This window comes from Streptomyces sp. NPDC107581 (assembly GCF_055657175.1).
In genome coordinates this window covers 242487-266649 of the sequence record NZ_JBVKBH010000012.1, presented here as the reverse complement: position 1 = coordinate 266649, position 24163 = coordinate 242487, and the positions used below count along the sequence as shown (strand labels likewise).

Here is a 24163-nt window from a genome sequence, read left to right as displayed (position 1 = left end):
CCGGGACCGTGCCGGGCATGGAAACTCCGCTCTCCGTCGTGATCGGTGCCGGGGGCACCGGCGGCCACATCTATCCCGGGCTCGCGCTCGCCGACGCGCTGCGCCGCCGGGTGCCCGACGCGGTGATCTCCTTCGTCGGGACCGAGCGCGGCCTGGAAACGAGACTGATACCCGGCGCCGGGTACCGGCTCCACACGGTCGACATGATCCCCTTCGACCGCTCCCTCGGCGCGAAACGCTTCACCCTGCCCGCCGCGCTGCTGAAGTCCGCCGGCCAGTGCCGCGCCATCCTGCGGGAGCAGCGCGCACAGGTCGCCGTCGGTATGGGCGGCTACCCGAGCGCCCCCGTCATCCTCGGCGCCCGCTTCGCCTCGCTGCCCAGCCTCATCCACGAGTCCAACGCGGTCCCCGGCCGGGCCAACGCCTTCGCCGCCCGGCTCACCCCGCACATCGCTCTCGCCTTCGAGGCCGGGGCCGCCCGGCTGCCCGCCTCCAGCCGGCCCGACCTCGTCGGCATGCCGCTCTCCGGCCCCCTGGCCGCCCTCGACCGGGAGGCCCAGCGCGAGGGCGCCCGCCGGGAGCTGGGCATCGCCGCGCACACCCGGCTGCTCCTCGTCAACGGCGGCAGCCTGGGCGCGGCCCGGCTCACCGAGGCGGCCCTCGGGCTCGCCGAACGCTGGCGGGAGCGCACCGACGTACGGCTCCTGATCAAGACCGGGCCGGCGGCCCTGGACGCGGCCCGCGCCCGGCTGCACGCGACCGGTGCCGAGCGGGTCGCCGAGGCGGTGGCCTATCTGGACCGCATCGACCGGACCTATGCCGCAGCCGACCTGGTGGTGTGCCGCGCGGGCTCGGCGACCGTCGCCGAGCTGGCCACCATCGGCCTGCCCGCCGTCCTCGTCCCCTACCCGCACGCTCCGGGCGACCACCAGACCCACAACGCCCGCACCCTCACCGGGATCGGGGCGGGTGTGCTGCTGCGGGACGAGGACACCACCGCCGGGTCTCTCGACGCCCTCGCCGGATCCCTGCTCGACGATCCGCACCGCCTGGGCGCCATGGCCCGTGCGGCCTCGGCGGCCGGTACCGGCACGCTCCACCGGGAGGCCGCCGACCGGCTGGCGCACAAGGTCCTCCGGCTCGCCGGCCACCCTGTGCCGGCCCCCCTCCCCCTCGCGTTCTGAGCCGTCCCCCTCGCCTTCCGAGCCACCTTCCCTCGCCTTCCGAGCCATCCCCCCTCACGTTCCGAGCCATCCCCGCCGCGGGAGATCCCGCACCCCGAACGAGAAAGGCCCACCATGCCCACGACCGACTTCTTCCACGGCCGTACCGTCCTCGTCACCGGAGCCGAGGGGTTCATCGGCTCCACCCTGGTCGACCTCCTCCTCGAACAGGGCGCCACGGTCCGCGCCCTGGTCCACTACAAGCCGTACGCGGAGAAGGGCAACCTCGCCCACCTCCAGGACCACCCGCGGGTGGAGCTGATCGCGGGTGACGTGCGCGATCCGGGCCGGGTGATGGACGCCGTGGCCGGCTGCGACACCGTCTTCCACCTCGCCGCCCTCATCGGCATCCCGTACAGCTACGACTCCCCGGGCGCCTACGTCGCCGTCAACGTCACCGGAACCGAGAACATCGCCGAGGCCTGCCGGCGCCACCGGGTGCGCCGCCTCGTGCACACCTCCACCAGCGAGGTCTACGGCACCGCCCTGACCGTCCCGATCGGCGAGGACCACCCGCTGCAGCCGCAGTCCCCGTACTCGGCCTCGAAGATCGGCGCGGACATGATGGTCCTCTCCCACCACCACGCCTTCGACCTGCCGGTGACGGTCGTCCGCCCCTTCAACACCTACGGCCCCCGCCAGTCCGCGCGCGCCGTGATCCCCACGATCCTCGCCCAGCTGCACTCCGGCGCCCGCGAGATACGCCTCGGTTCGCTCACCCCCACCCGCGACTTCACCTATGTCACCGACACCGCCCGGGGCTTCCTCGCGGTGGCGCAGTGCGACCGTGCGCTCGGCGATGTCGTCAACCTCGGCACCGGCGAGGAGATCTCCATCGGCGACCTGGCCCGCAGGCTCATCGACGTCTCGGGGCAGGACGCGCGGATCGTCGTGGACGAGGCGCGCCTGCGCCCGGCCGGCAGCGAGGTGCACCGCCTGCTGTCGGACAACTCCCGTGCGCGTACCCGGGCTTCCTGGAAGCCGGAGGTCACCCTCGACGAGGGCCTGCGCCGCACCTCCGACTGGATCCGCGGCAACCTCCACCTGTTCGCGCCCGGCCGCTACGCGGTCTGACCGCCTCCTCGCACCCCCTTGGGTCCCTCACGGACAGGCGAGAAGCCGAGGAAGGAGCGGCCATGAGCCGTCATACGAAACGGTCCCGGCGCAGGCGCAGACGCCCGGGCCGTCTGCGCCGGGCCGCCCTGGTCCTGACCGGGCTCGTCCTGCTCTGCACGGCCGCGGTGGGCTGGACGGTCCTGCGGCTCAGCCACAACATCGACACCTTCGACGCCTCCGGCATCGCCGGGAACCGCCCGCCGGCCGGGGCGTCGCGGGGCGAGAACGTCCTGGTGATCGGCTCCGACGCACGCACCGGCGGCAACAGCGCGCTCGGCGGCGGCGACCGGAACGACGTGGGCCGCTCCGACACCGCCCTCCTGCTGCACGTCTTCGCCGACCGCCGGCACGCGACCGCCGTGTCGATCCCGCGCGACACCCTGGTGACCATCCCGCCCTGCAGACGCCCCGACGGCACCTGGACCAGGTCCCTGCCGCACACCACGTTCAACACGGCCTACTCCGTGGGCGAGAGCCCCCGCGGCAACCCCGCCTGCACCCAGAACACCGTCGAGCACCTCACCGGCCTCCGGGTCGACCACACGGTCGTGGTCGACTTCAAGGGCTTCGCGGCACTGACACGGGCGGTGGGCGGCGTGCGGGTGTGCATGCCCGAGGACATCTACGAGAAGGACCTCGACCCGGGCCGCACCACCCGCGGCACCCTGCTGTTCCGGAAGGGACAGCAGACCGTCTCCGGGCAGCGTGCCCTGGACTACGTACGCATCCGGCACGGCATCGGGGACGGCTCGGACATCGGGCGGATCAGACGCCAGCAGGCCTTCGTCGCCGCCCTGATCAAGAAGATCAGGGCGGACGGCCTCACCCCGACGAGGCTCCTGCCCGTCGCGGACGCGGCCACGCGGTCCCTCACCGTCGACCCCGGCCTGGGCTCCGCGGGCAGACTCGTCTCCTTCGCCATGTCGCTCAAGGACGTCGACCTCCACGACACCACCTTCGTGACGATCCCCTGGCGGTACGACGGCGCCCGTGTCGCCGTCGTCGAACCCGACGCCGCACGGCTGTGGGCGTCCCTGCGGGCCGACCGCCCTCCGCACACCGAGCACACCACGCGGCACTCGCCGACGGCCGACACCCGCTCGGCGGACGACGCCCCGTGCTCTCACCTGACCTACGGGTCCGGAGGCTAGGACCCCTACGGCTCCGGAAGCCAGGACTGCTACGGCTCCGGAGGGCGGGACTCCTACGGCTCCGGGGAGGGGCGGGACCCCCTCTTCCCCTACGACGACGCCCGTACCACCAGTTCCGTGGCCAGTACCGCATGCCGCCGCTCCAGCCCACGGGACACGGCCGGGCGGCGGTCGGCGATCTCCGTGAGCAGCAGGTCGATCATCGCGCGGCCCATCTCCACGATGGGCTGGCGGATGCTGGTCAGCGGTGGGTCCATGTGGCGGGCGATGGCCGAGTCGTCGTACCCGACCAGGGCCACGTCGTCGGGGATCCGGCGTCCCGCCTCGCGCAGCACCTGCCGGGCGCCGGCCGCCGTGACGTCGGAGCCGGCGAAGACCGCGTCCAGATCGGGGTGCCGCTCCAGCAGTGCGGTCATCGCCCGCCGGCCGCCCTCCTCGGTGAAGTCACCGGGCTCGATGAGGAGTTCGTCCGCCTGGTGGCCCGCGTCCAGCAGGGCGTCACGGTAGCCGGCGACGCGGCGCTGGGCGCCGTAGACGTCGAGGCGGCCGGTGATGTGGACGACCTTGCGGCGGCCCCGGGCCAGCAGGTGCTCGACGGCCGAGCGGCCGCCGCCGTAGTTGTCCGAGTCCACCGAGGTGAGCGTCTCCGCCCCCGAGCGCGGACCGCTGATCACCGCCGGGATCTCCAGCTGGGCGAGCAGATCGGGGAGCGGGTCGTCCGCGTGGACCGATACCAGCAGGACGCCGTCCACGCGGTGGGCCGCGAGATACTGCGCGAGGCGCTCCCGCTCCCGGTCGCTGCCCGCGAAGATCAGCAGCAACTGCATCTCGGTGTCGGTCAGTTCGCTGCCGACACCGCGCAGCATGTCCGAGAAGTACGGCTCCGCGAAGAAGCGGGTCTCGGGTTCGGGGACGACGAGGGCGATGGCGTCGGTGCGGTTGGCCGCGAGGGCGCGGGCCGCGGTGTTGGGGACGTAGCCGAGTTCGGCGACCGCCGCCTCGACCGCCGCGCGGGTCGCGTCGCTGACCCGGGGCGAGCCGTTGATCACCCGTGAGACCGTGCCCCGGCCGACCCCGGCCCGGGCGGCAACCTCCTCGAGCGTGGGCCGCCCCCCGCTCCGGCTCCGCGCTCCGTGGCTTGCCATGGGCTCCGCCTTTCTCGACCGTGTCCTGGTGCCGGGCTGGAATGTAACAGGGCCGACCGTGGGGGCCCGCGTCACCGGGTGAAGGCAGTTAACGGGCCGATAACTGAACGCCGTTGCCGTTGTCCACTCCCTTGACACCCCGCCGCGAACCGACGACTCTTCAACACATCACAGCTGGGAGCGCTCCCACAGTACCTGACTCATACACGTCCCGCACGTTCCCCGCCCGAGCCGCAGCGAGCAAGAACAGGCCCAACCCATGCAGTTGGCCGGGGGGTCGGCACGTCAGGCATCAGGAGGACGCAATGCGCACGAGCATCCGCCGGTCCCGCAGGCTGGGGGCCTTCATGGCCGTCGCCGCGCTGACCACCGGGCTGCTGGCCGGCTGCGCCAACGACTCGGACGACGGCTCGTCGAACGCGGACGGCGGCAACGGCAGTGGCAAGGGCAAGATCACGCTGACCATCGGTACCTTCGGCGTCTTCGGCTACAAGCAGGCCGGCCTCTACGACGACTACATGAAGCTCCATCCGGACATCAACATCAAGGAGAACGTCACCACTCGTACCGACGTCTACTGGCCTAAGGTGCTCACCCGCCTCCAGGCCGGCTCCGGCACCGACGACATCGAGGCCATCGAGATCGGCAACATCACCGAAGCCGTGCAGACCCAGGCCGACAAGTTCGTGGACCTCGGCAAGGACGTCGACAAGTCCCAGTGGCTGGACTGGAAGAACGCCCAGGCCACCACCAAGGACGGCAAGCTCATCGGGCTCGGGACCGACATCGGGCCGATGGCCATCTGCTACCGGAAGGACCTGTTCCAGAAGGCCGGGCTGCCGACCGACCGGACCAAGCTCGCCGAGATGTGGAAGGGCGACTGGTCCAAGTACGTCGACGTCGGCAAGCAGTACATGCAGAAGGCGCCCAAGGGCACCAAGTTCGTGGACTCGGCCTCCTCGGTCTACAACGCGGCGGTGGGCGGCGCCGGCGAGCGGTACTACGACAAGGACGGCAACCCCGTCTGGGACAAGTCCGAGGGCGTGAAGAAGGCCTGGGACGTCGCCATGACCGCGGCGACCAGCAACATGTCGGCCAAGCTGAAGCAGTTCGACCCGACGTGGGACCAGGGCTTCGCCAACGGCACCTTCGCCAGCGTCGCCTGCCCGGCCTGGATGATCGGCTACATCGAGCAGAAGTCCGGTGACTCCGGCAAGGGCAAGTGGGACGTGGCGGCCGCGCCGGCCGCGTCGAACTGGGGCGGCTCGTTCCTCGGCGTGCCGACCGCGACCAAGCACCAGAAGGAGGCCGTCGCGCTGGCGAAGTGGCTGACCGCGCCCGAGCAGCAGGCGAAGGTCTTCGGCAAGCAGGCCAGCTTCCCGTCCACCCCGTCGGTGTACCCGAGCCTGAAGCCGCAGACCGACACCACGGCATACTTCTCCGACGCCCCGATCACCCAGATCTTCTCGGACTCGGCGAAGACCATCCCCTCGCAGCCCCTCGGCCCCAAGGACAAGCCGATCGACAACGCGATCAGCGACGTCGGCATCCTCCAGGTCGAGCAGAAGGGCAAGTCGCCCGCGCAGGGCTGGGACGCCGCCTCCAAGGAGATCAAGGACGTGCTCGGCCAGTGAGCAGCTCCAACGAAGCTCTCGCGCACTCCGCGAAGAGCGCCGACGCCGCGCCCGGCAGCCCGCCGGGCGCGGCCCGGGGCGCTCACGGTCGCGGTGCGCCGACGGGCGCCGATTCCTGGCGCAGCCGGTTGTACCGCTGGGACATGAAGGCGTCGCCGTACGCGTTCGTGGCCCCCTTCTTCGTCCTGTTCGGGGCCTTCACGCTGGTCCCGCTGCTCTACACGGCCTGGTACTCGCTGCACAACGTGCAGCTGTCGGCCCTCGACCACCAGACCTGGGCGGGCCTGGACAACTACCAGAACCTGCTCACCTCGGACTTCTTCTGGAACGCCCTGGAGAACACCTTCACCATCGGTCTGATCTCCACGGTTCCGCAGCTGCTGGCCGCGCTCGGCCTCGCCCATCTGCTGAACTACCGGCTCCGCGGCTCGACCGTGTGGCGCGTGGTGATGCTGACCCCGTACGCCACCTCGGTGGCGGCCGCGACCCTGGTGTTCACGCTGCTGTACTCGTGGGACGGCGGCATGGTCAACTGGATCCTCCACTTCTTCGGGGCGGGTCCGGTCAACTGGCGGGAGTCGGACTGGGGTTCGCAGTTCGCGGTCTCGTCGATCGTGATCTGGCGCTGGACCGGCTACAACGCGCTGATCTACCTGGCCGCGATGCAGGCGATCCCGACCGATCTGTACGAGTCGGCGGCGATCGACGGGGCCAACCGATGGCAGCAGTTCTGGCATGTGACGATCCCGCAGCTGCGGCCGACGATCCTGTTCACGATCGTCGTCTCCACCATCGGCGCCACCCAGCTCTTCGGTGAGCCACTGCTGTTCGGCGGGGTCAGCGGGTCCAAGGGCGGCTCCGAGCACCAGTACCAGACGCTGGGTCTGTACATGTACGACCAGGGCTGGATCATCGGCAACCTCGGCAAGGCGTCCGCGATCGCCTGGTCGATGTTCCTGATCCTGCTGGTCGTCGCCGCGGTCAACCTGCTGCTCACCCGACGGCTGAGGAAGTCCCGATGACGACCAATGAGCTGACTCTTCCCCAGGCCGCGCGGGCGAAGCGCGGGCGGCGCCGGGGGATGGGCGCGGGCAAGCAGCTGCACGCCGGCCCGGTGACGTATGTCGTGCTGACCGTCTTCGCGCTGGTCTCGCTGGCCCCGCTGGTGTGGACGGCGATCGCGGCCTCGCGCACCGACCGGCGGCTCGCCCAGACCCCGCCGCCGCTGTGGTTCGGCGGCAACCTGTTCAAGAACCTGCAGACCGCGTGGGACCAGGCGGGGCTCGGCACCGCGATGTTCAACTCGGTGCTCGTGGCGGGCACGATCACGGTGAGCACGGTGCTGTTCTCCACGCTGGCCGGCTTCGCCTTCGCCAAGCTGCGGTTCCGCTTCTCCGGTCTGCTGTTGCTGCTGACCATCGGCACGATGATGATCCCGCCGCAGCTGGCCGTCGTCCCGCTGTACCTGTGGATGTCCGACCTCGGCTGGTCGAACCAGCTGCAGACGGTGATCCTGCCGAGCCTGGTGACCGCGTTCGGCACGTTCTTCATGCGGCAGTACCTGGTGCAGGCGCTGCCGTCGGAGCTGATCGAGGCGGCCCGGGTGGACGGGGCGAGCAGCATCCGGGTCGTGTGGCACGTGGTCTTCCCCGCCGCCCGGCCGGCGATGGCCGTGCTCGGCCTGCTGACCTTCGTGTTCGCCTGGAACGACTTCCTGTGGCCGATCATCGCCCTGAACCAGCAGAACCCGACCGTGCAGGTGGCCCTGAACTCGCTCGGCACCGGCTATGTCCCGGACCAGGCGGTGATCATGGCCGGCGCGCTGCTGGGCACGCTGCCGCTGCTGATCGCCTTCCTGCTGTTCGGCAAGCAGATCGTGGGCGGGATCATGCAGGGCGCGATCAAGGGCTGACCTGTCCTTTCCCGGGGGCCGGGCCGCCACCGGCCCGGCCCCCCACCTCCCCTCCCCTTCCCCCCGCCTCGCCGGTCTTCCACGACGACAATGGGAGCGCTTCCATGCCCGACTCCGTTTCGCCTTCCCCCCTGGCCTTCCCTTCCTCCTTCCTCTGGGGCGCGGCCACCTCCGCGTACCAGATCGAGGGCGCGGTGCGCGAAGGCGGCCGCACCCCCTCGATCTGGGACACCTTCAGCCATACACCGGGCAGGACCGCCGGCGGCGAGACCGGTGACACCGCCGTCGACCACTACCACCGCTACCGCGACGACGTGGCGCTGATGGCGGAGCTGGGCCTGACCTCCTACCGCTTCTCCGTCTCCTGGCCGCGGGTGCAGCCCACGGGCCGGGGCCCGGCCGTGCAGGTGGGCCTGGACTTCTACCGCCGTCTGGTGGACGAGCTGCTCGCGCACGGCATCCGGCCGGCCCTCACCCTCTACCACTGGGACCTCCCGCAGGAGCTGGAGGACGCGGGCGGCTGGCCGGAGCGGGACACCGCCCTGCGGTTCGCCGAGTACGCACAGCTGGTCGGCGAGGCGCTGGGCGACCGGGTGGAGCAGTGGATCACCCTCAACGAGCCCTGGTGCAGTGCCTTCCTGGGCTACGGCTCCGGCGTCCACGCCCCCGGCCGCACCGACCCGGCCGCATCCCTGAGGGCCGCCCACCACCTCAACCTGGCGCACGGCCTGGGCGCGGCGGCCCTGCGCTCGGTGATGCCGGCCCGCAACCAGATCGCCGTCAGTCTCAACTCGTCGGTGGTGCGGCCCCTTTCGCAGGATCCGGCCGACCTGGCGGCGGCCCGCCGGATCGACGACCTGTCCAGCGGGATCTTCCACGGCCCGATGCTGCACGGGGCGTACCCCGGCTCGCTCTTCTCGGCGACGGCCTCGGTCACCGACTGGTCGTACGTCCTCGACGGTGACGTCCGCGCCATCAACACGCCGCTGGACGCGCTGGGCCTGAACTACTACACCCCGACGCTCGTCTCGGCCGCCGGCGACGGGGTCAAGGGACCGCGCCGGGACGGCCACGGGGCGAGCGAGCACTCCCCCTGGCCGGGCGCCGACAGCGTGCTGTTCCACCAGAGCGCGGGCGAACGCACCGAGATGGGCTGGCCGATCGACCCGACGGGCCTGCACGAGCTGATCATGCGGTACGCGCGGGAGGCACCGGGCCTGCCGCTGTACGTGACCGAGAACGGCGCGGCCTACGACGACAAGCCCGACCCCGACGGTCGCGTGCACGACCCGGAGCGCATCGCCTACCTGCACGGCCACCTCTCGGCGGTGCACCGCGCCCTCGCCGACGGCGCGGACGTCCGCGGCTACTACCTGTGGTCCCTGCTGGACAACTTCGAGTGGGCGTACGGCTACGACAAGCGGTTCGGTGCGGTGTACGTCGACTACGCGACGCTGGAGCGGACACCGAAGTCGAGCGCCCACTGGTACGGCGAGGCGGCACGGACGGGAACGCTGCCGCCGGTGGAGCGCCCGGTGTGACGGGCTCGGGCGCGGCACCCCGGAGAGTGCCGCGCCCGTTGCGCCCCTGAGGCGTCGGGTCAGTTGAAGGCGCCGAAGGCCTTGGAGAACGCGAACTTGTCCTGAGTGATCGAGCTGCACGTGGCGTCGGCGGTGGGCTTGGTGCCGCCGGCGCACTGCTTGTCGCGGGTCGCTGACCACATGGAGAGCCCGCCGAGGCCCTTGGCCTTGGCGAAGTCCGCCAGCTGGGTGGCGTCGTCGACCTTGAAGACCTCGGAGGAGACGTCGTTGACGCCGATCATCGGGGTGATGGCGACCGTCTTCCAGGCGGCGGAGTCGGACAGGCCCAGCACGCCCTTGACCTGGGCCTGGGTGGCGGTGGCCGCCTGCTCGGCGTAGGTGCCCATGTCGCCGCTGTAGGAGGCGCCGTAGTCCATCGCCATGATGTTGACGGTGTCGGTCTTCACGCCGTTGGACTTGGCGTTGGCGAGGAGGTTCACGCCGTCCTGGGTCAGGCCCTCGGGCATCACCGGCAGGGTGAAGGAGACGTCCAGGTCCGGGTGCTGGGCCTGGAGCTTGGCTATCGCCTGCGCCCGACGGGTGTTGGCGGCCACGTCGGGCAGCGCGCCGCCCTCGACGTCGAAGTCGACCTTGGTCAGCTTGAAGGCGTCGACGGCCTTGCCGTAGGCCGCCGCCAGCGCGTCCGCGGAGGAGCAGGTGGTGGCCAGCTCCGAACCGGAGGCGCCGCCGAAGGAGACCCGGACGTCACCGCCCTTGGCACGCAGGGAGCCGATCTGGGCGGCCACGCCGTCACCGGTGAGGTCCGTGACACCGCCCCACTTGGGCGTGCAGCCCCCGCCGTCCGTGATGAAGGCCAGGTTGAAGTTCTTGACGCCGGTCGCGTCGGCCGCGCCGAGCAGGTCGAAGGCCGGGTAGAGGGAGGTGTCGACGTACGGGGCGAAGCCGGCCGAGGCGGTGGTGCCGCTGCCGGTGCTCCCGGTGGGGGTGGGGGTCGCGCTGTGAGTGGGGGTGGCGCTCTGCGTCGGGGTCGCGCTCTTGGTCGGGGTGGCCGTCGGGGTGGCGGTGGGGGCCGGTGACTGGCTCTGCGTCGGGCGGCCGCTCGGCTCGGGGGTGGCACCGTCGTCCGCGGAACACTGCGCGCCGTCGATCCGGCAGCCCGTCGGGGCGCCGCTGCCCTCGACCACGAAGCCGACGGTGGTCGACTTGTCCGGTGCGAGGCCCTCCGTGTCCCACTTCGGGGGCTTCACGGTGACGTGCCGGCCGCTCACGCTCGACTCGCCGTTCCACAGCGAGCTGAGCTTCGCGCCCGCGGGGAGGTCGAACTCCAGCGTCCAGGCCTTCTCCGTCCGGCCGCTGTTGTTGGTGACGACGTACTGCGCGGTGTAGCCCGTCGACCAGTCGCTGGTCCTGGTGTACGCGGCGCCGACACCGGCCGCGTGCGCGGTGCCGGTGAGCAGGACCGCGCCGCCGCCGACCGCGGCCGCGGCCACCAGACCGCCGATCGCCTTGTTCCTGCCGTTGATCCTGCGCCGGTGGGTGCTCATGCGCGTGCCTGCCTTCGTTCATCACGGGGGTGAGGTGCGGCAGCACGCTAGCGATCCGGAATCGGACAAACGGCTTGATCTGGACGGCCGTTGAAGACCTTAGGGTGCGCTTAAGGAAGGGATCGGGGACGGTTAATGGTCGAGACCAATTTGCCCGGCCGTCTCCTGCGCACGGCCCCCCGGTGCCCCCTGCCCGCCGGCTTGCGTCCGTCCAGCTGGAACCAGATGCGCACCTCGGTCCCGCCCAGTACGGACGCGCCGATGCGGACGTCTCCGCCGGTGGACTCGGCGAGCCGGCGCACGATGTCGAGGCCCAGGCCGGTCGAGCCGGCGTTGCCGGAGCCGCGGCCGCGGGCCATCGCCGCGTCGGGGTCGGGTATGCCGGGGCCCGCGTCCGAGACCAGCACGATCACCGCGTCCTCCCCGTTGTGCACGTCGACCGCGAAGGCGGTGCCCTCGGCGGTGTGCCGGAAGACATTGCCGAGCAGCGCGTCGAGGGCGGCGGCCAGGTCGGCGCGGGCCACGGGGATGCGCACCGGCCGCTCCACCCCGGCCACCCGCCACTTGCGGCCCTCGTCCTCGGCGAGCGCGGACCAGAACTCCATGCGCTCGCGGACCACCGAGGCCGCGTCGCACCCGGCGCCGGGCCCGGCCGCCGCGGTCTGCGGCTTGGCCTCGCGCGCGGTGCGGATGATGGTGTCGACCTCGCGCTCCAGCTGGGCGACGGCGGTCCGGGTCTGCTCGGCGGCGGGCCCGGCGCCGAGGGAGGCGGCGTTCAGCCGGAGCACGGTCAGCGGGGTGCGCAGCCGGTGCGAGAGGTCGGCCGCCAGCTCCCTCTCGTTCGCGAGGAGCTGGACGACCTGGTCGGCCATGGAGTTGAACGCGACGGCGGCCAGCCGCAGTTCGGTCGGCCCGTCCTCCGGCACCCGGGCTCCCAGCTTGCCCTCGCCCAGCTCGTGCGCACCCTCGACCAGCCGCTGCGCCGGCCGCACCATGCGCACCCCGAGCCGGTCGGCGACCGCGACCGAGCCGACGATCAGCGCGAGGCCGACCGCGGCGAGCACCGCCCAGGCCGTGCCGACGCCGTTGCTCGTCTCGGACTCGGGGACGTACACCTCCACGACCGCGATCGCACCGGAGCTGAGCGCGACCGGCTGCAGCAGGGTGGAGCCGCCGGCGACCGAGGTGGTGGAGGCGCGGCCCAGTTTCCGTACGGCCTCGATGTCCCGGCCGGCGGCGCGCCGCCGGCCGAGGTCGAGCGCCGGGCGCGCGCCGTCGGCGGGCAGGTGCACGGCCATCCCGGAGTCCGCGCCCGCGGAGGCGACCACCCGCTCCAGCTTGTCCCGGTCGGTGGTGATGGACAGCGCGGGAGCGACCGCGGCCGCCTCCCGCTCGGCGTTGGAGAAGGCACGGTCACGGGCCATCTCCTCGACGACGAGACCGAGCGGGACGGCGAAGGCGACCACGACCATCGTGGTGACCGCCAGGCAGACCTTGACCAGGGCCCATCTCATCGCGGCGGCTCCCCTCCCCCGTCGGCCGGCACGGGCGGCTCCAGCTTCACACCGACGCCCCGGAGGGTGTGCAGATACCGCGGCCGGGCGGCCGTCTCCCCCAGCTTCCGGCGCAGCCAGGACAGATGGACGTCGATGGTCTGGTCGTCGCCGTAGGACTGCTGCCAGACCTCGGCGAGGAGCTCCTTGCGCGGGACGACGACGCCGGGGCGGCCGGCGAGGAAGGCCAGCAGGTCGAACTCGCGGCGGGTGAGGTCGAGCCGGACACCGTCCAACTCGGCCTGGCGGCGCAGCGGATCGACGCTCAGCCCGCCGACCCGGATGACGGGGGACGGCGGGGCCTCCCCACCGCCGGAGCGGGAGCGGCGCAGCACGGCCGCGATCCGCGCCGACAGATGCTCGACCGAGAACGGCTTGGTCAGATAGTCGTCCGCCCCGGCGTTCAGCAGCCGGACGACCTCCGTCTCGTCGTCCCGGGCGGTGGCGATGATGACGGGTACGTCGGTGATGCCGCGCAGCATCTTCAGCGCCTCGGAGCCGTCCAGGTCGGGCAGTCCGAGGTCCAGGATGACCACGTCGAAGCGGAAATGGGCGACCTCGCGCAGCGCCTCCAGTGCCGTACCGACGCTGCGCACGGTGTGTGAGGCGTCGGTCAGATGCCGGATCAGCGCCGAGCGTACGAACTGGTCGTCCTCGACCACGAGCACACTTGCCATGCGCCGCACCGTACGCCATGCGGCGGACCCGGACCCGGCGCCTGTGGATAACCCGGGACAAGTGCGCGCGGCGGTGGCGCTGAGGCAGTATGGCCCGCGATGCGCAGAGGACTCGTACACGTACTGGCGTGGCTGCTCGCGACGGGAGCGGCGGTCACGCTGTCGTGGTGGGGTGTGCACACGGTGATGGCCGGGACGGCGTACGACCCGCCGCGCGCCCTGCCGATCACGGCGGCGGACACGACCACGCGGCACTCGAAACCGCCGGATCCGCCGACCGCCCGGCCGGCCCCGTCGAAGAGCCCGTCGGCCCGGCCGCCGGCCCCCACTCCCTCCCGGACGCCGGCCGCCGGCACCGGCCCCTCCCCCACCGCCACCACGTCCGGCAGGGTCAAGGCCTACGACACCGGCGGCGGCCGGGCGGTCTTCGACCTGGGACCGGCGAGCGCCACCCTCGTCTCGGCGACCCCGGGGACCGGCTGGTCGATGCAGGTGTGGAAGACGGAGGCGTGGATCCGGGTGGAGTTCAGCCGGGGTACGGACCGGGTGTCGGTGTTCTGCACCTGGCACGACGGGCCGCCGCACGTGGAGGTCGGCACCTACTGAGCAGCCACCGGCCACACCGGGCCGGGGAGGCTCAGCGGAACACCGGGACCGGGGCAGCTCGGTGGAAGACCGGGGCCGGGGAGGCTCAGCGGAACACCGGGGCCGGGGAGGCTCAACGGAACACCGGGACCCGGGCGGCTCGGTGGAGGACCGAGCCGGGGCGTCTCGGCAGAACACCGGGGCCGGGGCGGCTCGGTGGAAGACCGAGGGCGGCGGGGCCGGGGAGGCTCAGCGGAAGACCGAGGGCGGCGGGGCCGGGGAGGCCACTGCCGCCTGGTCCGTCACGGGGACGGCGCCGCCGGTGAAGTCGGTGAGCTGCCGGCCGTGTTCGACGCGCGCGGGGTGCGGGTCGGAGGCGGCGCGCCGGGTGAGTTCGGCGAGTGGCAGCGGGACGTCCGAGGCGGCCAGGACGGCGTTGCCGAAGCGCTTGCCGCGCAGCACGGCCGGGTCCGCGATCAGGGCGAGTTCCGCGAAGCGGGCGGCCGCGGTGGCGATCTGGCCGCGCAGATGGGCGAGCGGCGGGCCGTCGGCGAGGTTGGCGGCGTAGACACCGGAGGGCTTCAGGGCGCGGCGGACCTCGTCCAGGAACTCGGTGGAGGTGAGGTGGGCGGGGGTCCGGGCGCCGCTGAAGACATCGACGACGACCAGGTCGGCCCAGCCGTCCGGCACCTTGGCAAGACCCGCGCGGGCATCGGCGGACCTGACCCGGATCCGGGCGTTGGGGTCCAGCGGCAGCTCGCGGCGTACCAGTTGGACGAGGGCCGCGTCCCGCTCGACGACCTGCTGGGTGGAGCGGGGGCGGGTGGCGGCGACGTACCGGGCGAGGGTGAGGGCGCCGCCGCCGAGGTGTACGGCCTGCACCGGCCTGCCGGGCGGTGCGACGAGGTCGATGACATGGCCGAGGCGGCGCTGGTACTCGAAGGAGAGGTAGGCCGGGTCGTCAAGGTCGACGTGGGACTGGGGTGCCCCGTCGATCAGCAGCGTCCAGGCCCGGGGCCGGTCCGGGTCGGGTATGAGCTCTGCGAGCCCGCCGTCGACCGCTTCCACCACGGCCTCGACGGCGGCCGACCTGCGCCGGTTGTTCCTGGACCTGCCCATCGGTCCATTTTCGCAGCTCCCGCGGGCACGCGCTTCACCGGCGGCTGTCCGCGGCCTCGATCAGCCGGGCCGCCTCCCCGAGGGCCCGGCGCAGCACCACAGGGTCGGTCGCGAGGTCGGCCTCGCCGGGCGGCAGCAGCCAGTCCGAGCCCTCCACCGGGGGCTCCGGGTTCAGCCGCAGCCCCCGCCCGTTCGTCTCGGTGCAGGTGCTGCCCGGCACGTCCCAGCAGGCGGCGGTGCCGGCCGGCACCAGAAAGCCGAGGGTGCCGCAGCCGTCGTCGTGCAGTACCGGCCCCACGGCCTCGCCCGCCCCGCGCCGCAGGATGTCGACCGCCTCCAGCCCCTGCCGGGCCGGCACCGTCACAAGGTCGCAGGCCGCGTCACGGGCCGTCGGCGACGGCGGCGTACCCGGCACAGCCGACGCGCCCGACGTACAAGGATCGTTGCTCTGGCTGGTCTCCATGCCGGCCTCCACCACGCCTGTTGCAGTCCATGGTGTTCAACGCGCGAGCCCGTCAACGGCTACGGCACAAGTGCGCCGCAAAGGATGGCAGTTCATGGCAGATCGTGGAGGAGATATCCGATTTGTAGCTAAACCCTGCGTGGCGAGTCCAACACAGCAGGTACGTTCTTGCTCGCCGGAACCAGGGTGTCACACGGACAACTCAGCCCGAACCCGCCCCGGGTCCGGCATGGTTCGACGGTTCGCACGAGAGGACCCGGCCATGGCGTCGTCAACCGAGACCTCGTCACAGCCCGAACGGCCGGCACGGCCGAACCTCGCCTTCCGGCAGCTGCGCGGCCGGCGCTCACCGGCCGAGTTCGCGGCGCTGGTGCGGCGGGCCGCGCGCGAGATCGGTGAGCGGGTGAGCTGTGACGCGCGCTACATCGGCCGGGTCGAGGCGGGTGAGATCCGCTGCCCGAACTACGCGTACGAACGGGTGTTCCTCCATATGTTCCCCGGCCGCACGCTCACCGACCTCGGCTTCGCGCCGCGCTCGTCCGTCCGCGGACGCGCGGCACGTACGGCCGCGGACGCGCCCTCGGCGCTCGGCACCGCTGAGACGCAAGGGGCCCACGAGCCGTATGACACGCAGGACCGGTACGACCCGCAGGAACCGTACGACCCGCACGAGCCGTACGAGAACGACCCACTGAACCACGAGGAGAGCGACGTGCTGCGTCGCGCATTCATGACCGGCGGGGGCGCCACGATGGCCGCCGCCACGCTGAGCCCGCTGGGGCTCACCACCGGCGCCGCGGCGGCGGTCCGGCCGCTGCGCCGCGCCGGTACCCCGGAGGCGGCCGCTCTGGAGGAGGCCGTCCGCCGCATCCGGCTGCTCGACGACCGGCACGGAGCGGACGGTCTGTACCGGCGCGCGGCGGCTCCCCTGCGCGCCGCCTATGCGCTGCTGGATGCCGGCGCGACCCGGCTCACGACCGCGGAGAGACTGCACTCGGGCGCCGGTGAACTGGCCATTTCGGTGGGCTGGCTGGCCCATGACTCGGGCCGCTTCGACGACGCCCGCTCGCACTACGCGGAGGCGCTGGCCACCGCGCGGATGACCAACGATCCGGGCCTTGAGGCCCATGCCTTCTGCAACACGGCGTTCCTGGCCCGCGACGCGGGCCGGCCCCGCGAGGCGGTACGCGCCGCGCAGGCCGCCCAGCGCGCGGCCCGCCCCCTGGGCTCACCGCGTCTGATGTCCCTGCTCGCCCTGCGCGAGGCGGGCGGCTGGGCGGGCCTCGCCGACCGCACCGGATGCGAACAGGCGCTGGCCCGCGCGCAGGCCCTCTTCGAGCGGGGCCTCTCCGAGGCGGACCCCGAGTGGATGAGCTTCTACGGAGAGGCCGAGCTGGAGGGGCTGGAGGCACAGTGCTGGTCGACGCTGGGCGACTGGCGGCGTGCGTCGCGCCACGCCGACCGTGCGGCCCAGCTCCAGGACCCCCACTTCACCCGCAACATCGCCCTCTACACCGCCGAACTGGCCGACGACCTGGCCCGTGAGGGGCGCCCCGACGAAGCGGCGTCGGCGGCGCTGCGCGTGCTGGACCTCTTGGCCCAGGTGCAGTCGTCCCGCATCCAGACGATGCTGGCGGGCACGGCCCGGGTCCTGCTGCCGCACCGGCGGGCATCGGGGGTCTCGGAATTCCTCGACCGCCATGCGTCGCTTCCGCGGGCCGGGCGGGCGTAGGGAGCACCGGACCGTCGTCGGCTGCGGGTGCGTGGGGGCCGATCGCGCAGTCCCCCATGCCCCCTTCGGGGCACGAGACCGCGAGCGGCCGTACCTCGGGCACCGCCAGGACCATCCTCCGCCGCAGGCGTGCCGGGACCGATCGCGCACTTCCCCACGCCCCTTCGGGGCACGAGACCGCAAGCAGCCGTACCTCGGGCACCGCCAGGACCACCCTCCGCCGCAGGCGTGCCGGGGCCGATCGCGCACTTCCCCGCACCCCCTTCGGGGCACGTGGCCGTGGGGGGGTCGTTCGGTTCCGGTCAGCCTGCCAAGTGGCCCACGTCGTTCCAGCTCTCGATCGCCGGCTCGCCGTACGCCCACCCCAGTACCGACAGCGAGGTCGGATTCAGCCGTATCCGTGCCGCGAACTCCAGCGGCAGTCCCAGCCATCGCGCGCCGATGGACCGCAGGATGTGCCCGTGGGCGAACACCAGGAGGTCACGGCCGGCACGGTCGGCCGAGCGGGCCCAGGCGACGACCTCGTCCGCGCGCGCGGTGACCTCCGCGAGGCTCTCCCCCTCCGGGACGCCGTCCCGCCAGATCAGCCAGCCCGGCCGGACGGCCTGGATCTCGGCGGGGGTCATGCCCTCGTACGCGCCGTAGTCCCACTCCATCAGCGTGTCCCAGGACTCGGCGCGCTCGCCGAACCCGGCCAGCTCGCACGTCTCACGCGCGCGTGCCAGCGGGCTGGTGCGCACCTCGACCCCGGGCAGCCCGTCGAACGGCGCGCGGTGCAGCCGTTCGCCGAGCAGCTTGGCCCCGCGCCGGCCCTCCTCCAGGAGCGGCACGTCGGTCCTGCCGGTGTGCTTGCCGGACAACGACCATTCGGTCTGTCCGTGCCGGGCCAGCAGGATGCGCGGTGCCATGGGGAACCTTTCCGGGAGCGGGACGCCAAGCAGACGCCGGAAGAACGACAAGAAGCCAGGTCCCTCCATCATCGCTCACCCGGAGCAGGGGCAACCCGGCGGGCGATCCCGGCGTCTTTGAGGGCTGGAACGCCCACAAGCGCGGGACCGCGCCCGCATCGCCGGGACAGCGCCCGCAGGGCCGGGATATGGACACCGTAAAGTGGCACGGTCGCCCGTCGGGGCGGACCACAGCAGAAGGGGGAGGGCGATCCGATGCCGCAGACCGAGACACCGGGCACCGAGGCGGTCCCGCGAACCCGGCTGCGGTGGTGGACCGAACTTCCGCTGATCCTGCTGGTCTACGGCTGCTACTCGGCCGGACGCCTCCTCGCCCGCGGTGACGTCTCCTCGGCCGTCGACCACGGCCTGGCGATCCTGCGCATCGAGAAGGCCCTGCACCTCAACGCCGAGCACCCGCTCAACCGGCTGTTCACGCGCGAGGCATGGCTCGGCGTACCGGCCGACTTCTGGTACGCCTCGCTGCACTACCTGATCACGCCCGCCATCCTGATCTGGCTGTTCCGGGCCCGCACCGCGCACTACCGCGCGGCCCGCACCTGGCTGATGACGTCCACGTTCATCGGTCTGATCGGCTTCACCCTGCTGCCCACCTGCCCGCCCCGGCTGCTCTCCGCGGGCCACGGCTTCGTCGACACGATGGCCCAGTACCACTCGTACGGCTGGTGGGGCGGTGAGGCCAGCGCGCCGCGCGGCATGGGCGCCATGACCAACCAGTACGCGGCGATGCCGAGCCTGCACGTCGGCTGGGCGCTGTGGTGCGGCGTGATGCTGTGGCGGTACGGCGGCAACCGCCTGACGAAGGTCCTCGGCATCGCCTACCCGCTGCTGACCGCGATCGTCGTCATGGGCACCGCCAACCACTACTTCCTGGACGCGGTCGCCGGCGTGGCCGTGATGGGCCTCGGCCTGCTGCTCGCACCGCGCGTGATGCGCGGCGCGGACCTGCTCCGGACCCGCCTGGGCCGTCGTGCAACAGCGGTACCGGCAGACACGGGTTCCCCGATTGTCAGTGCCGGATGCCAGACTTCCGCGGGTGAGCGAATTCCACGGCAGCGCGAGTCGCAGCGCACATCCGCAGCCGACCCGGACGCCTCCCCCAGCGACACGGGCGAAGGCGCTCCGGCACCGGCTCGCTGAGCTGCGCGGTCCCGAGGTACCGGCCAAGGCGCTGGACGCGCGCGCCCTCGCGGCGCTGGCCGCGAACCCGGGGTGCCGCAGGCGGGCGATCCTGGACGGTGCCGGCGTGGACAAGGCGGCGCTGGCGAACGCGCTGGGCGCGCCCTCCGGTTTCGGCCAGTCCCAGTTCGCGCTGACCCGGGGCAACGCGTTCGAGGCCCGGGTGAAGGCGGACGGCGGCGCCGAGCTGCTGCGCCTGGTCCACTCCCGCCTCGACGCGGGCGCCGAGCCGCCCGCCGGGGCCGCCGTGCCCGACCTGTCCGCGCTCGGCCCCGAGGGGCGTACGGCCCGTACGGCGCTGGCGTTGCGCGAGGCCGTGGCCGCGGGCGGCTGGACGCTGCTCGACCATCCGATGCTGGCCCTGGACGTGGCGGGCTCCCTCGCGTTCCTGGAGCCGGACGCGGTGGTGGTGCACCCGGACGGCAGCTGGACGGTCGTGGAGATCAAGTCCTTCCCTATGCTGGACGGTTCGGCCGACCCGGCGAAGGTGGGCGCGGCCGCCCGGCAGGCGGCGGTGTACGTGCTGGCCCTGGAGGAGGTCGCGGCCCGTCTCGCCCAGGACGGCACCCCCGCCGCCCGGGTACGGCACCGGGTGCTGCTGGTGTGCCCGAAGGACTTCTCCAACCTGGCCACCGGCTCCGCGGTCGATGTGCGCAAGCAGCGCGCGGTCACCGCCCGCCAGCTGGCCCGGCTCACCCGTGTCGAGGAGATCGCCGACGCCCTGCCCGAGGGCACCTGTTTCGCCCCGGACCGGCCGGCCGAGCAGCTCACGGCGGCCGTGGAGGCGGTCCCGGCGGCCTATGCGCCCGAGTGCCTGTCCGCCTGTGAACTGGCCTTCCACTGCCGGGAACGCTCCCGCGCGGCGGATGCCGTGACCCGTCTCGGCCGCCCCCTGCGCGCGGAGCTGGGCGGCCTGACGACGGTCGGGGACGTCCTCGCCGCGGCCCGCGGCGACAGCGGCGATGCCGACGACCCGACGGTGGCGGCCCTGCGCCGGGCGGCGGCCCTGCGCGCGGAGGCGCTCGCCGCGGCCGGCCGGGAGGTGGCCCCTTGTCGCTGATCGCCACCCTCGCCCGGCTGGAGGCCGTCAGCACCGGACACGCCCAGCCCGTCGCGACCGTCCGCCACCGCCGCCTGTCCGACCGCCCGCTGGTCCTGGTGCCGCTCACCACCGCCGGTGAGACCGGTGCCCCGCTCGGCGCGCTGGTCGGCACCGACCGGGACGCTCCTCGCCTGCTGGTCGTACCGCAGCCCCGCGACCGCGATCTGCGCTTCGCGTTCCTCGCCGAGCTGGCCGATGTCGTCCTGCCGTACCTCGACTCCTACCAGGAGGCCGTCGAGGCGGCCGAGCGCACCGAGACCGACCCGGAGACCGGCAAGCGGGTCAAGGTCGAGGTCGAGCTGTGCGCGGACGCCCCCCAGCTGATCGTGCCGAGCCGGGCGGGCCTGGAGTACGTACGGCTGCTCGGCCGCTCCATGCGCTTTCGCCGCACCGCCGAGCAGGACCCGGAGACACCGCATCCCGCACCGCCGCGCATCCCCCTGCTCGGCCGCTGGCTGACCCACTACGGCGAGCGGGCCCGGGTGCCCGGCTCCGCACTCCTCCTGGCGGTCACCGACCTGCTGTCCCGGCACTGGGCGACCGGCCAGTCCAGCCTGGAGGACCAGCACCTGGGCGCGCTGCTCGCCTGGATCGACCCTCCCCCGGTCCCGGCCTCGCCGGAGCAGGGGGACCTTCGTGAGCGGGGGGACCTCCGGCGGACGGGCACCGGTGCCGAGGCCGCCCGGCGCGCCGAACTCGCCCGCGACGCCGACGGCCAGCTGCTGTGCCCGCCGGCCGGACCGGCCACCGATCCGGCGTTCGACAACAAGCTGCTGGCCCCGGCGATCGAGCGCTACGACCGTGCCCGCACCGCACTGGCCGCCGCCGAGGACGCCCTGGAGGCGGACGACCGGCTGGCCGCGCTCACCGCCGCCGAGCGTGAGGTCCGCGACCTGGTCGACAGCCGCACCCGGCCCACCTGGGACGCGGTGTGGCGGGGCCTGGACCTGCTGCGGACGCTGCCCGAGGGGGCGCGTGTCGAGGAGCGGTGGACCCGCGACCGCTGGTCCTTCACCGGCCACCGCGACCGGGTGCTGGCCGGTGAGCCCCCGCAGCCGCGCCGCGACGACGCGGTGACGGCAGCGAACAAACTGGCCACGCGGGAGCGCGAACAGGCCCGCGTCGAGGCGCAGGAGGCGCTGGACGACCCGCTGGTGATGGCGGGACGGCGGCTGGCCGGGGAGGCGTTCGCGGGCGAGGTGACCGATGTCGTCATGGCCTACAGCGAGGGCAGGCGGCCCGCCCCGCGCCCGCTGGTGACCGTCCGCACCGAGGACCGGCCGCATCTGGCCGAGCGCGCGAAGGTGTACCGCTCGCTGGGCGGCAAGCCGCAGGCGGCGGAGTTCGCCGGGTACGACGGCCCCGCCGAGGAGGGGCTGCTGGTGCTGCGGATCGTGGACAAGATGGGCCGGGGCAGGGAGCCGGAGCCCGGTTCGGTGCCGGAGAAGGGCGACGCGGTGTGCTTCACCCTCTTCGAGCACGAGCAGCGCGGCGGCGCGAAGCTGCCCGACGCGGAGGAGACCCCGTGGACGCACGGCGGCCCGCCGGGTGAGGCCGTGCAGGAGGCGCCGGACGCCGTGACCGAGGAGGACGTGCTGTGACGACCCTCGATTTCGACCCCGCGGCCGCGGCCGCACGCGCCACCGACGCGATCCTCCACGACACCCTCCACGGCACCGAGCGGGGCGTGGTCGTGGACTCCCCGCCCGGCGCCGGCAAGTCCACCCTGGTGGTCCGCGCGGCCCTCGAACTGGCCGGTGCGGGGCGCCCGTTGATGGTGATCGCCCAGACCAACGCCCAGGTGGACGACCTGGTGCTGCGGCTCGCGGCGAAGAACCCCGAGCTGCCGGTGGGCCGCCTGCACAGCAGCGACGCCGACCCCTACGACAAGGCCCTGGACGGCCTGGCGAACGTCCGTACGTCCGCGAAGGCGGCCGACCTGAACGGCGTGCCGGTCGTCCTGTCCACCGCCGCGAAGTGGGCGCACGTCACGGTGGACGAGCCGTGGCGGCACGCGATCGTGGACGAGGCGTACCAGATGCGCTCGGACTCCCTGCTGGCCGTGGCCGGCCTGTTCGAGCGGGCGCTGTTCGTGGGCGACCCGGGCCAGTTGGATCCCTTCGCGATCGTGGGCAGCGAGCAGTGGGCGGGACTGTCCTACGACCCGTCGGCCTCGGCCGTGACGACGCTGCTGGCGCACAACCCGCAGCTCCCGCAGCACCGCCTGCCGGTCTCCTGGCGCCTGCCGGCCTCCGCGGCCCCGCTGGTCTCGGACGCCTTCTACCCCTACACCCCGTTCCGCAGCGGCACCGGACCCGGCGACCGGCGCCTCGCCTTCGCCGTCCCCTCCGACGGCTCGGGCCCGGACCGGGTGATCGACGAGGCGGCCCGGTCCGGCTGGGGCCTGCTGGAGCTGCCCGCCCGGCACACCCCGCGCACGGACCCGGAGGCGGTACGGGCGGTGGCGACCGTCGTACGACGCCTGCTGGACAGGGAAGGCGCGGCCGTTTCGGAGCCTCCCCCGTCGCCACCCCGTTCGACCGGGGAGCCCCCCGTCCCGGCCCCCGCCCCGCTCACCGCCGACCGCATCGCCGTCGGCACGGCCCACCGGGACCAGGCGGCGGCGGTCCGCTCGGCTCTCGCCGAGCTGGGCGTGCCGGACGTCACGGTCGACACCGCGAACCGCCTCCAGGGCCGTGAGTACGACGTCACGGTCGTCCTGCACCCGCTCTCCGGCCGCCCCGACGCCACCGCCTTCCACCTGGAGACCGGCCGCCTGTGCGTCCTGGCCTCCCGGCACCGGCACGCGTGCATCGTGGTGTGCCGCGCCGGCGTGGGTGACCTCCTGGACGACTACCCGTCCACGGAACCGGTCCAGCTGGGCACGCTGGTGAAGTTTCCGGACGGCTGGGAGGCGAACCACGCGGTGCTGGCGCATCTGGGCGAGCACCGGGTGGCCTGGCGGCCCTGAGCGTCTGCGAGCCCTGCGGGCAGGACTTCCGGCACCTCCGAGGTCCCCTTGCCCGCACGCGAGACAATGGACGATGGCCCACCGGAAGGCGGGGCCGACCGGATCGTACGAGGAGGAGAGAAGACATGGCGGAGCCCACGCCGCGTCGGAACGAACCGCGGCTACGCCCCGCGCCCCTGATCTTCGAGCCCGCGGAGGCGGCCGGCGATCCCGAGCACTTCTTCGACCTGGAGTCGATCGAGGATCCGCGGGCGCTGCTGGCCCGGGCGACGGAGCTGGCCCAGGCGTTCCGCGCGGCGGCCGACCGGGCCGTGGAGTATCAGGCCGTCGCGGCGGCCCAGCTCGCCGACCCGCGCCGGTTCGACCGGCTGACCCCGGCCGCCATCGCCGAACAGGCGGAGTGGACCGAGGACTACGCGAAGCGGATGGTGGAGTTCGGCGAGGATCTGATGCGAGGGGCCGACACGGAGGGCCGGACACCCGTCGACCCCGTCTAGCCCACCGATCCCGACACAGCCCGTCCAGCCGGTCCAGGCGGTCAGCAGACC

20 protein-coding genes and 1 pseudogene are annotated in these 24163 nt (G+C 73.1%); 14 read left to right on the top strand and 7 right to left on the bottom strand.

All coding sequences use genetic code 11. The features are described from left to right. The first annotated feature begins 17 nt into the window (after positions 1-17). The 3 genes and pseudogenes from ACZ7P3_RS29070 to ACZ7P3_RS29060 all read left to right on the top strand — a co-directional run. Positions 18-1184, top strand: a complete 1167-nt coding sequence (locus ACZ7P3_RS29070) for a UDP-N-acetylglucosamine--N-acetylmuramyl-(pentapeptide) pyrophosphoryl-undecaprenol N-acetylglucosamine transferase (protein ID WP_472086108.1) — start codon at positions 18-20, stop codon at positions 1182-1184. A 114-nt stretch (positions 1185-1298) separates the two neighbouring features. Beyond that, entirely contained in the window at positions 1299-2297 is a 999-nt protein-coding gene (locus ACZ7P3_RS29065; RefSeq protein WP_472086106.1) for an SDR family NAD(P)-dependent oxidoreductase, read from the top strand. A gap of 62 nt (positions 2298-2359) precedes the next feature. Beyond that, positions 2360-3391 (top strand): annotated as a pseudogene (locus tag ACZ7P3_RS29060) (LCP family protein); the annotation flags it as partial. 188 nt (positions 3392-3579) lie between these two features. On the opposite strand, the gene ACZ7P3_RS29055 reads toward ACZ7P3_RS29060, so the two are convergent. Beyond that, positions 3580-4635 carry a LacI family DNA-binding transcriptional regulator gene (locus tag ACZ7P3_RS29055; protein ID WP_472086104.1) on the bottom strand — a complete coding sequence of 352 codons (1056 nt, stop codon included), beginning with the start codon at positions 4633-4635 and terminating at the stop codon, positions 3580-3582. A gap of 305 nt (positions 4636-4940) precedes the next feature. Between ACZ7P3_RS29055 and ACZ7P3_RS29050 the strand changes: the two genes are divergently transcribed. The 4 genes from ACZ7P3_RS29050 (at position 4941) to ACZ7P3_RS29035 (ending at position 9722) form a co-directional block, all read left to right on the top strand. Then, entirely contained in the window at positions 4941-6269 is a 1329-nt protein-coding gene (locus tag ACZ7P3_RS29050) for an ABC transporter substrate-binding protein (RefSeq protein WP_472086102.1), read from the top strand. After that, positions 6266-7291 carry a carbohydrate ABC transporter permease gene (locus ACZ7P3_RS29045; RefSeq protein ID WP_472086100.1) on the top strand — a complete coding sequence of 342 codons (1026 nt, stop codon included), beginning with the start codon at positions 6266-6268 and terminating at the stop codon, positions 7289-7291. Before ACZ7P3_RS29050 ends, ACZ7P3_RS29045 begins: the two co-directional genes overlap by 4 nt. Then, positions 7288-8181, top strand: a complete 894-nt coding sequence (locus tag ACZ7P3_RS29040) for a carbohydrate ABC transporter permease (protein ID WP_472086099.1) — start codon at positions 7288-7290, stop codon at positions 8179-8181. The genes ACZ7P3_RS29045 and ACZ7P3_RS29040 overlap by 4 nt, the downstream gene beginning before the upstream one ends. Positions 8182-8285: 104 nt before the next feature. Next, positions 8286-9722, top strand: coding sequence for a GH1 family beta-glucosidase (locus ACZ7P3_RS29035; protein ID WP_472086097.1), 1437 nt, complete (start codon positions 8286-8288; stop codon positions 9720-9722). Positions 9723-9781: 59 nt separating this feature from the next. Here the strand turns inward: ACZ7P3_RS29035 and ACZ7P3_RS29030 are convergent, their stop codons facing one another. From ACZ7P3_RS29030 to ACZ7P3_RS29020, 3 genes are all read right to left on the bottom strand, one after another. Then, positions 9782-11266, bottom strand: coding sequence for a glycoside hydrolase family 18 protein (locus tag ACZ7P3_RS29030; RefSeq protein WP_472086095.1), 1485 nt, complete (start codon positions 11264-11266; stop codon positions 9782-9784). Positions 11267-11376: 110 nt separating this feature from the next. Beyond that, positions 11377-12780, bottom strand: a complete 1404-nt coding sequence (locus ACZ7P3_RS29025; RefSeq protein WP_472086093.1) for a sensor histidine kinase — start codon at positions 12778-12780, stop codon at positions 11377-11379. After that, complete coding sequence (locus ACZ7P3_RS29020) at positions 12777-13496, bottom strand: response regulator transcription factor (protein WP_472086091.1); 720 nt, start codon at positions 13494-13496, stop codon at positions 12777-12779. The genes ACZ7P3_RS29025 and ACZ7P3_RS29020 overlap by 4 nt, the downstream gene beginning before the upstream one ends. Positions 13497-13595: 99 nt before the next feature. Here ACZ7P3_RS29020 and ACZ7P3_RS29015 point away from each other — a divergent pair, with 99 nt between their 5' ends. Next, entirely contained in the window at positions 13596-14102 is a 507-nt protein-coding gene (locus ACZ7P3_RS29015) for a hypothetical protein (protein ID WP_472086089.1), read from the top strand. A 228-nt stretch (positions 14103-14330) separates the two neighbouring features. On the opposite strand, the gene ACZ7P3_RS29010 is transcribed toward ACZ7P3_RS29015, so the two are convergent. Then, a complete protein-coding gene (locus tag ACZ7P3_RS29010) occupies positions 14331-15200 on the bottom strand; it encodes a spermidine synthase (protein WP_472086087.1) in 870 nt (289 codons plus the stop codon). Between the two features lie 34 nt (positions 15201-15234). After that, positions 15235-15663 (bottom strand): hypothetical protein, encoded by a 429-nt coding sequence (locus ACZ7P3_RS29005; RefSeq protein ID WP_472086085.1) that lies wholly within the window; start codon positions 15661-15663, stop codon positions 15235-15237. A gap of 262 nt (positions 15664-15925) precedes the next feature. On the opposite strand from ACZ7P3_RS29005, the gene ACZ7P3_RS29000 reads away from it, so the two are divergent. After that, a complete protein-coding gene (locus ACZ7P3_RS29000) occupies positions 15926-17395 on the top strand; it encodes a hypothetical protein (RefSeq protein ID WP_472086083.1) in 1470 nt (489 codons plus the stop codon). Between the two features lie 302 nt (positions 17396-17697). On the opposite strand, the gene ACZ7P3_RS28995 is transcribed toward ACZ7P3_RS29000, so the two are convergent. Next, positions 17698-18303, bottom strand: a complete 606-nt coding sequence (locus ACZ7P3_RS28995) for a histidine phosphatase family protein (RefSeq protein ID WP_472086081.1) — start codon at positions 18301-18303, stop codon at positions 17698-17700. A 255-nt stretch (positions 18304-18558) separates the two neighbouring features. Between ACZ7P3_RS28995 and ACZ7P3_RS28990 the strand changes: the two genes are divergently transcribed. From ACZ7P3_RS28990 to ACZ7P3_RS28970, 5 genes are all read left to right on the top strand, one after another. Further along, the gene (locus tag ACZ7P3_RS28990; RefSeq protein ID WP_472086079.1) at positions 18559-19503 is read left to right on the top strand and encodes a phosphatase PAP2 family protein; all 945 of its coding nucleotides are present in this window, start codon (positions 18559-18561) and stop codon (positions 19501-19503) included. Next, the gene (locus tag ACZ7P3_RS28985) at positions 19400-20602 is read left to right on the top strand and encodes a hypothetical protein (protein ID WP_472086077.1); all 1203 of its coding nucleotides are present in this window, start codon (positions 19400-19402) and stop codon (positions 20600-20602) included. Before ACZ7P3_RS28990 ends, ACZ7P3_RS28985 begins: the two co-directional genes overlap by 104 nt. After that, on the top strand, positions 20593-22245 hold the full coding sequence (locus ACZ7P3_RS28980) for a hypothetical protein (protein ID WP_472086075.1): 1653 nt from the start codon (positions 20593-20595) through the stop codon (positions 22243-22245). The genes ACZ7P3_RS28985 and ACZ7P3_RS28980 overlap by 10 nt, the downstream gene beginning before the upstream one ends. Next, positions 22242-23615: an AAA domain-containing protein gene (locus tag ACZ7P3_RS28975; RefSeq protein ID WP_472086074.1), complete on the top strand. Its 1374-nt coding sequence runs from the start codon at positions 22242-22244 to the stop codon at positions 23613-23615. The genes ACZ7P3_RS28980 and ACZ7P3_RS28975 overlap by 4 nt, the downstream gene beginning before the upstream one ends. Before the next feature lie 125 nt (positions 23616-23740). Continuing rightward, positions 23741-24112: a hypothetical protein gene (locus tag ACZ7P3_RS28970; RefSeq protein WP_472086073.1), complete on the top strand. Its 372-nt coding sequence runs from the start codon at positions 23741-23743 to the stop codon at positions 24110-24112. Positions 24113-24163: the final 51 nt, after the last annotated feature.

What these genes read in the sequence shown, in the direction of transcription:
- ACZ7P3_RS28990 (WP_472086079.1), top strand. Translation starts at nt 18,559, where the DNA reads ATGCCGCAGACCGAGACACCGGGCACCGAGGCGGTCCCGCGAACCCGG.
- ACZ7P3_RS29000 (WP_472086083.1), top strand. Translation starts at nt 15,926, where the DNA reads ATGGCGTCGTCAACCGAGACCTCGTCACAGCCCGAACGGCCGGCACGG.
- ACZ7P3_RS29070 (WP_472086108.1), top strand. Translation starts at nt 18, where the DNA reads ATGGAAACTCCGCTCTCCGTCGTGATCGGTGCCGGGGGCACCGGCGGC.
- ACZ7P3_RS29030 (WP_472086095.1), bottom strand. Translation starts at nt 11,266, where the DNA reads ATGAGCACCCACCGGCGCAGGATCAACGGCAGGAACAAGGCGATCGGC.
- ACZ7P3_RS29010 (WP_472086087.1), bottom strand. Translation starts at nt 15,200, where the DNA reads ATGGGCAGGTCCAGGAACAACCGGCGCAGGTCGGCCGCCGTCGAGGCC.
- ACZ7P3_RS29050 (WP_472086102.1), top strand. Translation starts at nt 4,941, where the DNA reads ATGCGCACGAGCATCCGCCGGTCCCGCAGGCTGGGGGCCTTCATGGCC.
- ACZ7P3_RS29040 (WP_472086099.1), top strand. Translation starts at nt 7,288, where the DNA reads ATGACGACCAATGAGCTGACTCTTCCCCAGGCCGCGCGGGCGAAGCGC.
- ACZ7P3_RS29020 (WP_472086091.1), bottom strand. Translation starts at nt 13,496, where the DNA reads ATGGCAAGTGTGCTCGTGGTCGAGGACGACCAGTTCGTACGCTCGGCG.
- ACZ7P3_RS29025 (WP_472086093.1), bottom strand. Translation starts at nt 12,780, where the DNA reads ATGAGATGGGCCCTGGTCAAGGTCTGCCTGGCGGTCACCACGATGGTC.
- ACZ7P3_RS28995 (WP_472086081.1), bottom strand. Translation starts at nt 18,303, where the DNA reads ATGGCACCGCGCATCCTGCTGGCCCGGCACGGACAGACCGAATGGTCG.
- ACZ7P3_RS29035 (WP_472086097.1), top strand. Translation starts at nt 8,286, where the DNA reads ATGCCCGACTCCGTTTCGCCTTCCCCCCTGGCCTTCCCTTCCTCCTTC.
- ACZ7P3_RS28970 (WP_472086073.1), top strand. Translation starts at nt 23,741, where the DNA reads ATGGCGGAGCCCACGCCGCGTCGGAACGAACCGCGGCTACGCCCCGCG.
- ACZ7P3_RS29065 (WP_472086106.1), top strand. Translation starts at nt 1,299, where the DNA reads ATGCCCACGACCGACTTCTTCCACGGCCGTACCGTCCTCGTCACCGGA.
- ACZ7P3_RS29015 (WP_472086089.1), top strand. Translation starts at nt 13,596, where the DNA reads ATGCGCAGAGGACTCGTACACGTACTGGCGTGGCTGCTCGCGACGGGA.
- ACZ7P3_RS29055 (WP_472086104.1), bottom strand. Translation starts at nt 4,635, where the DNA reads ATGGCAAGCCACGGAGCGCGGAGCCGGAGCGGGGGGCGGCCCACGCTC.
- ACZ7P3_RS29005 (WP_472086085.1), bottom strand. Translation starts at nt 15,663, where the DNA reads ATGGAGACCAGCCAGAGCAACGATCCTTGTACGTCGGGCGCGTCGGCT.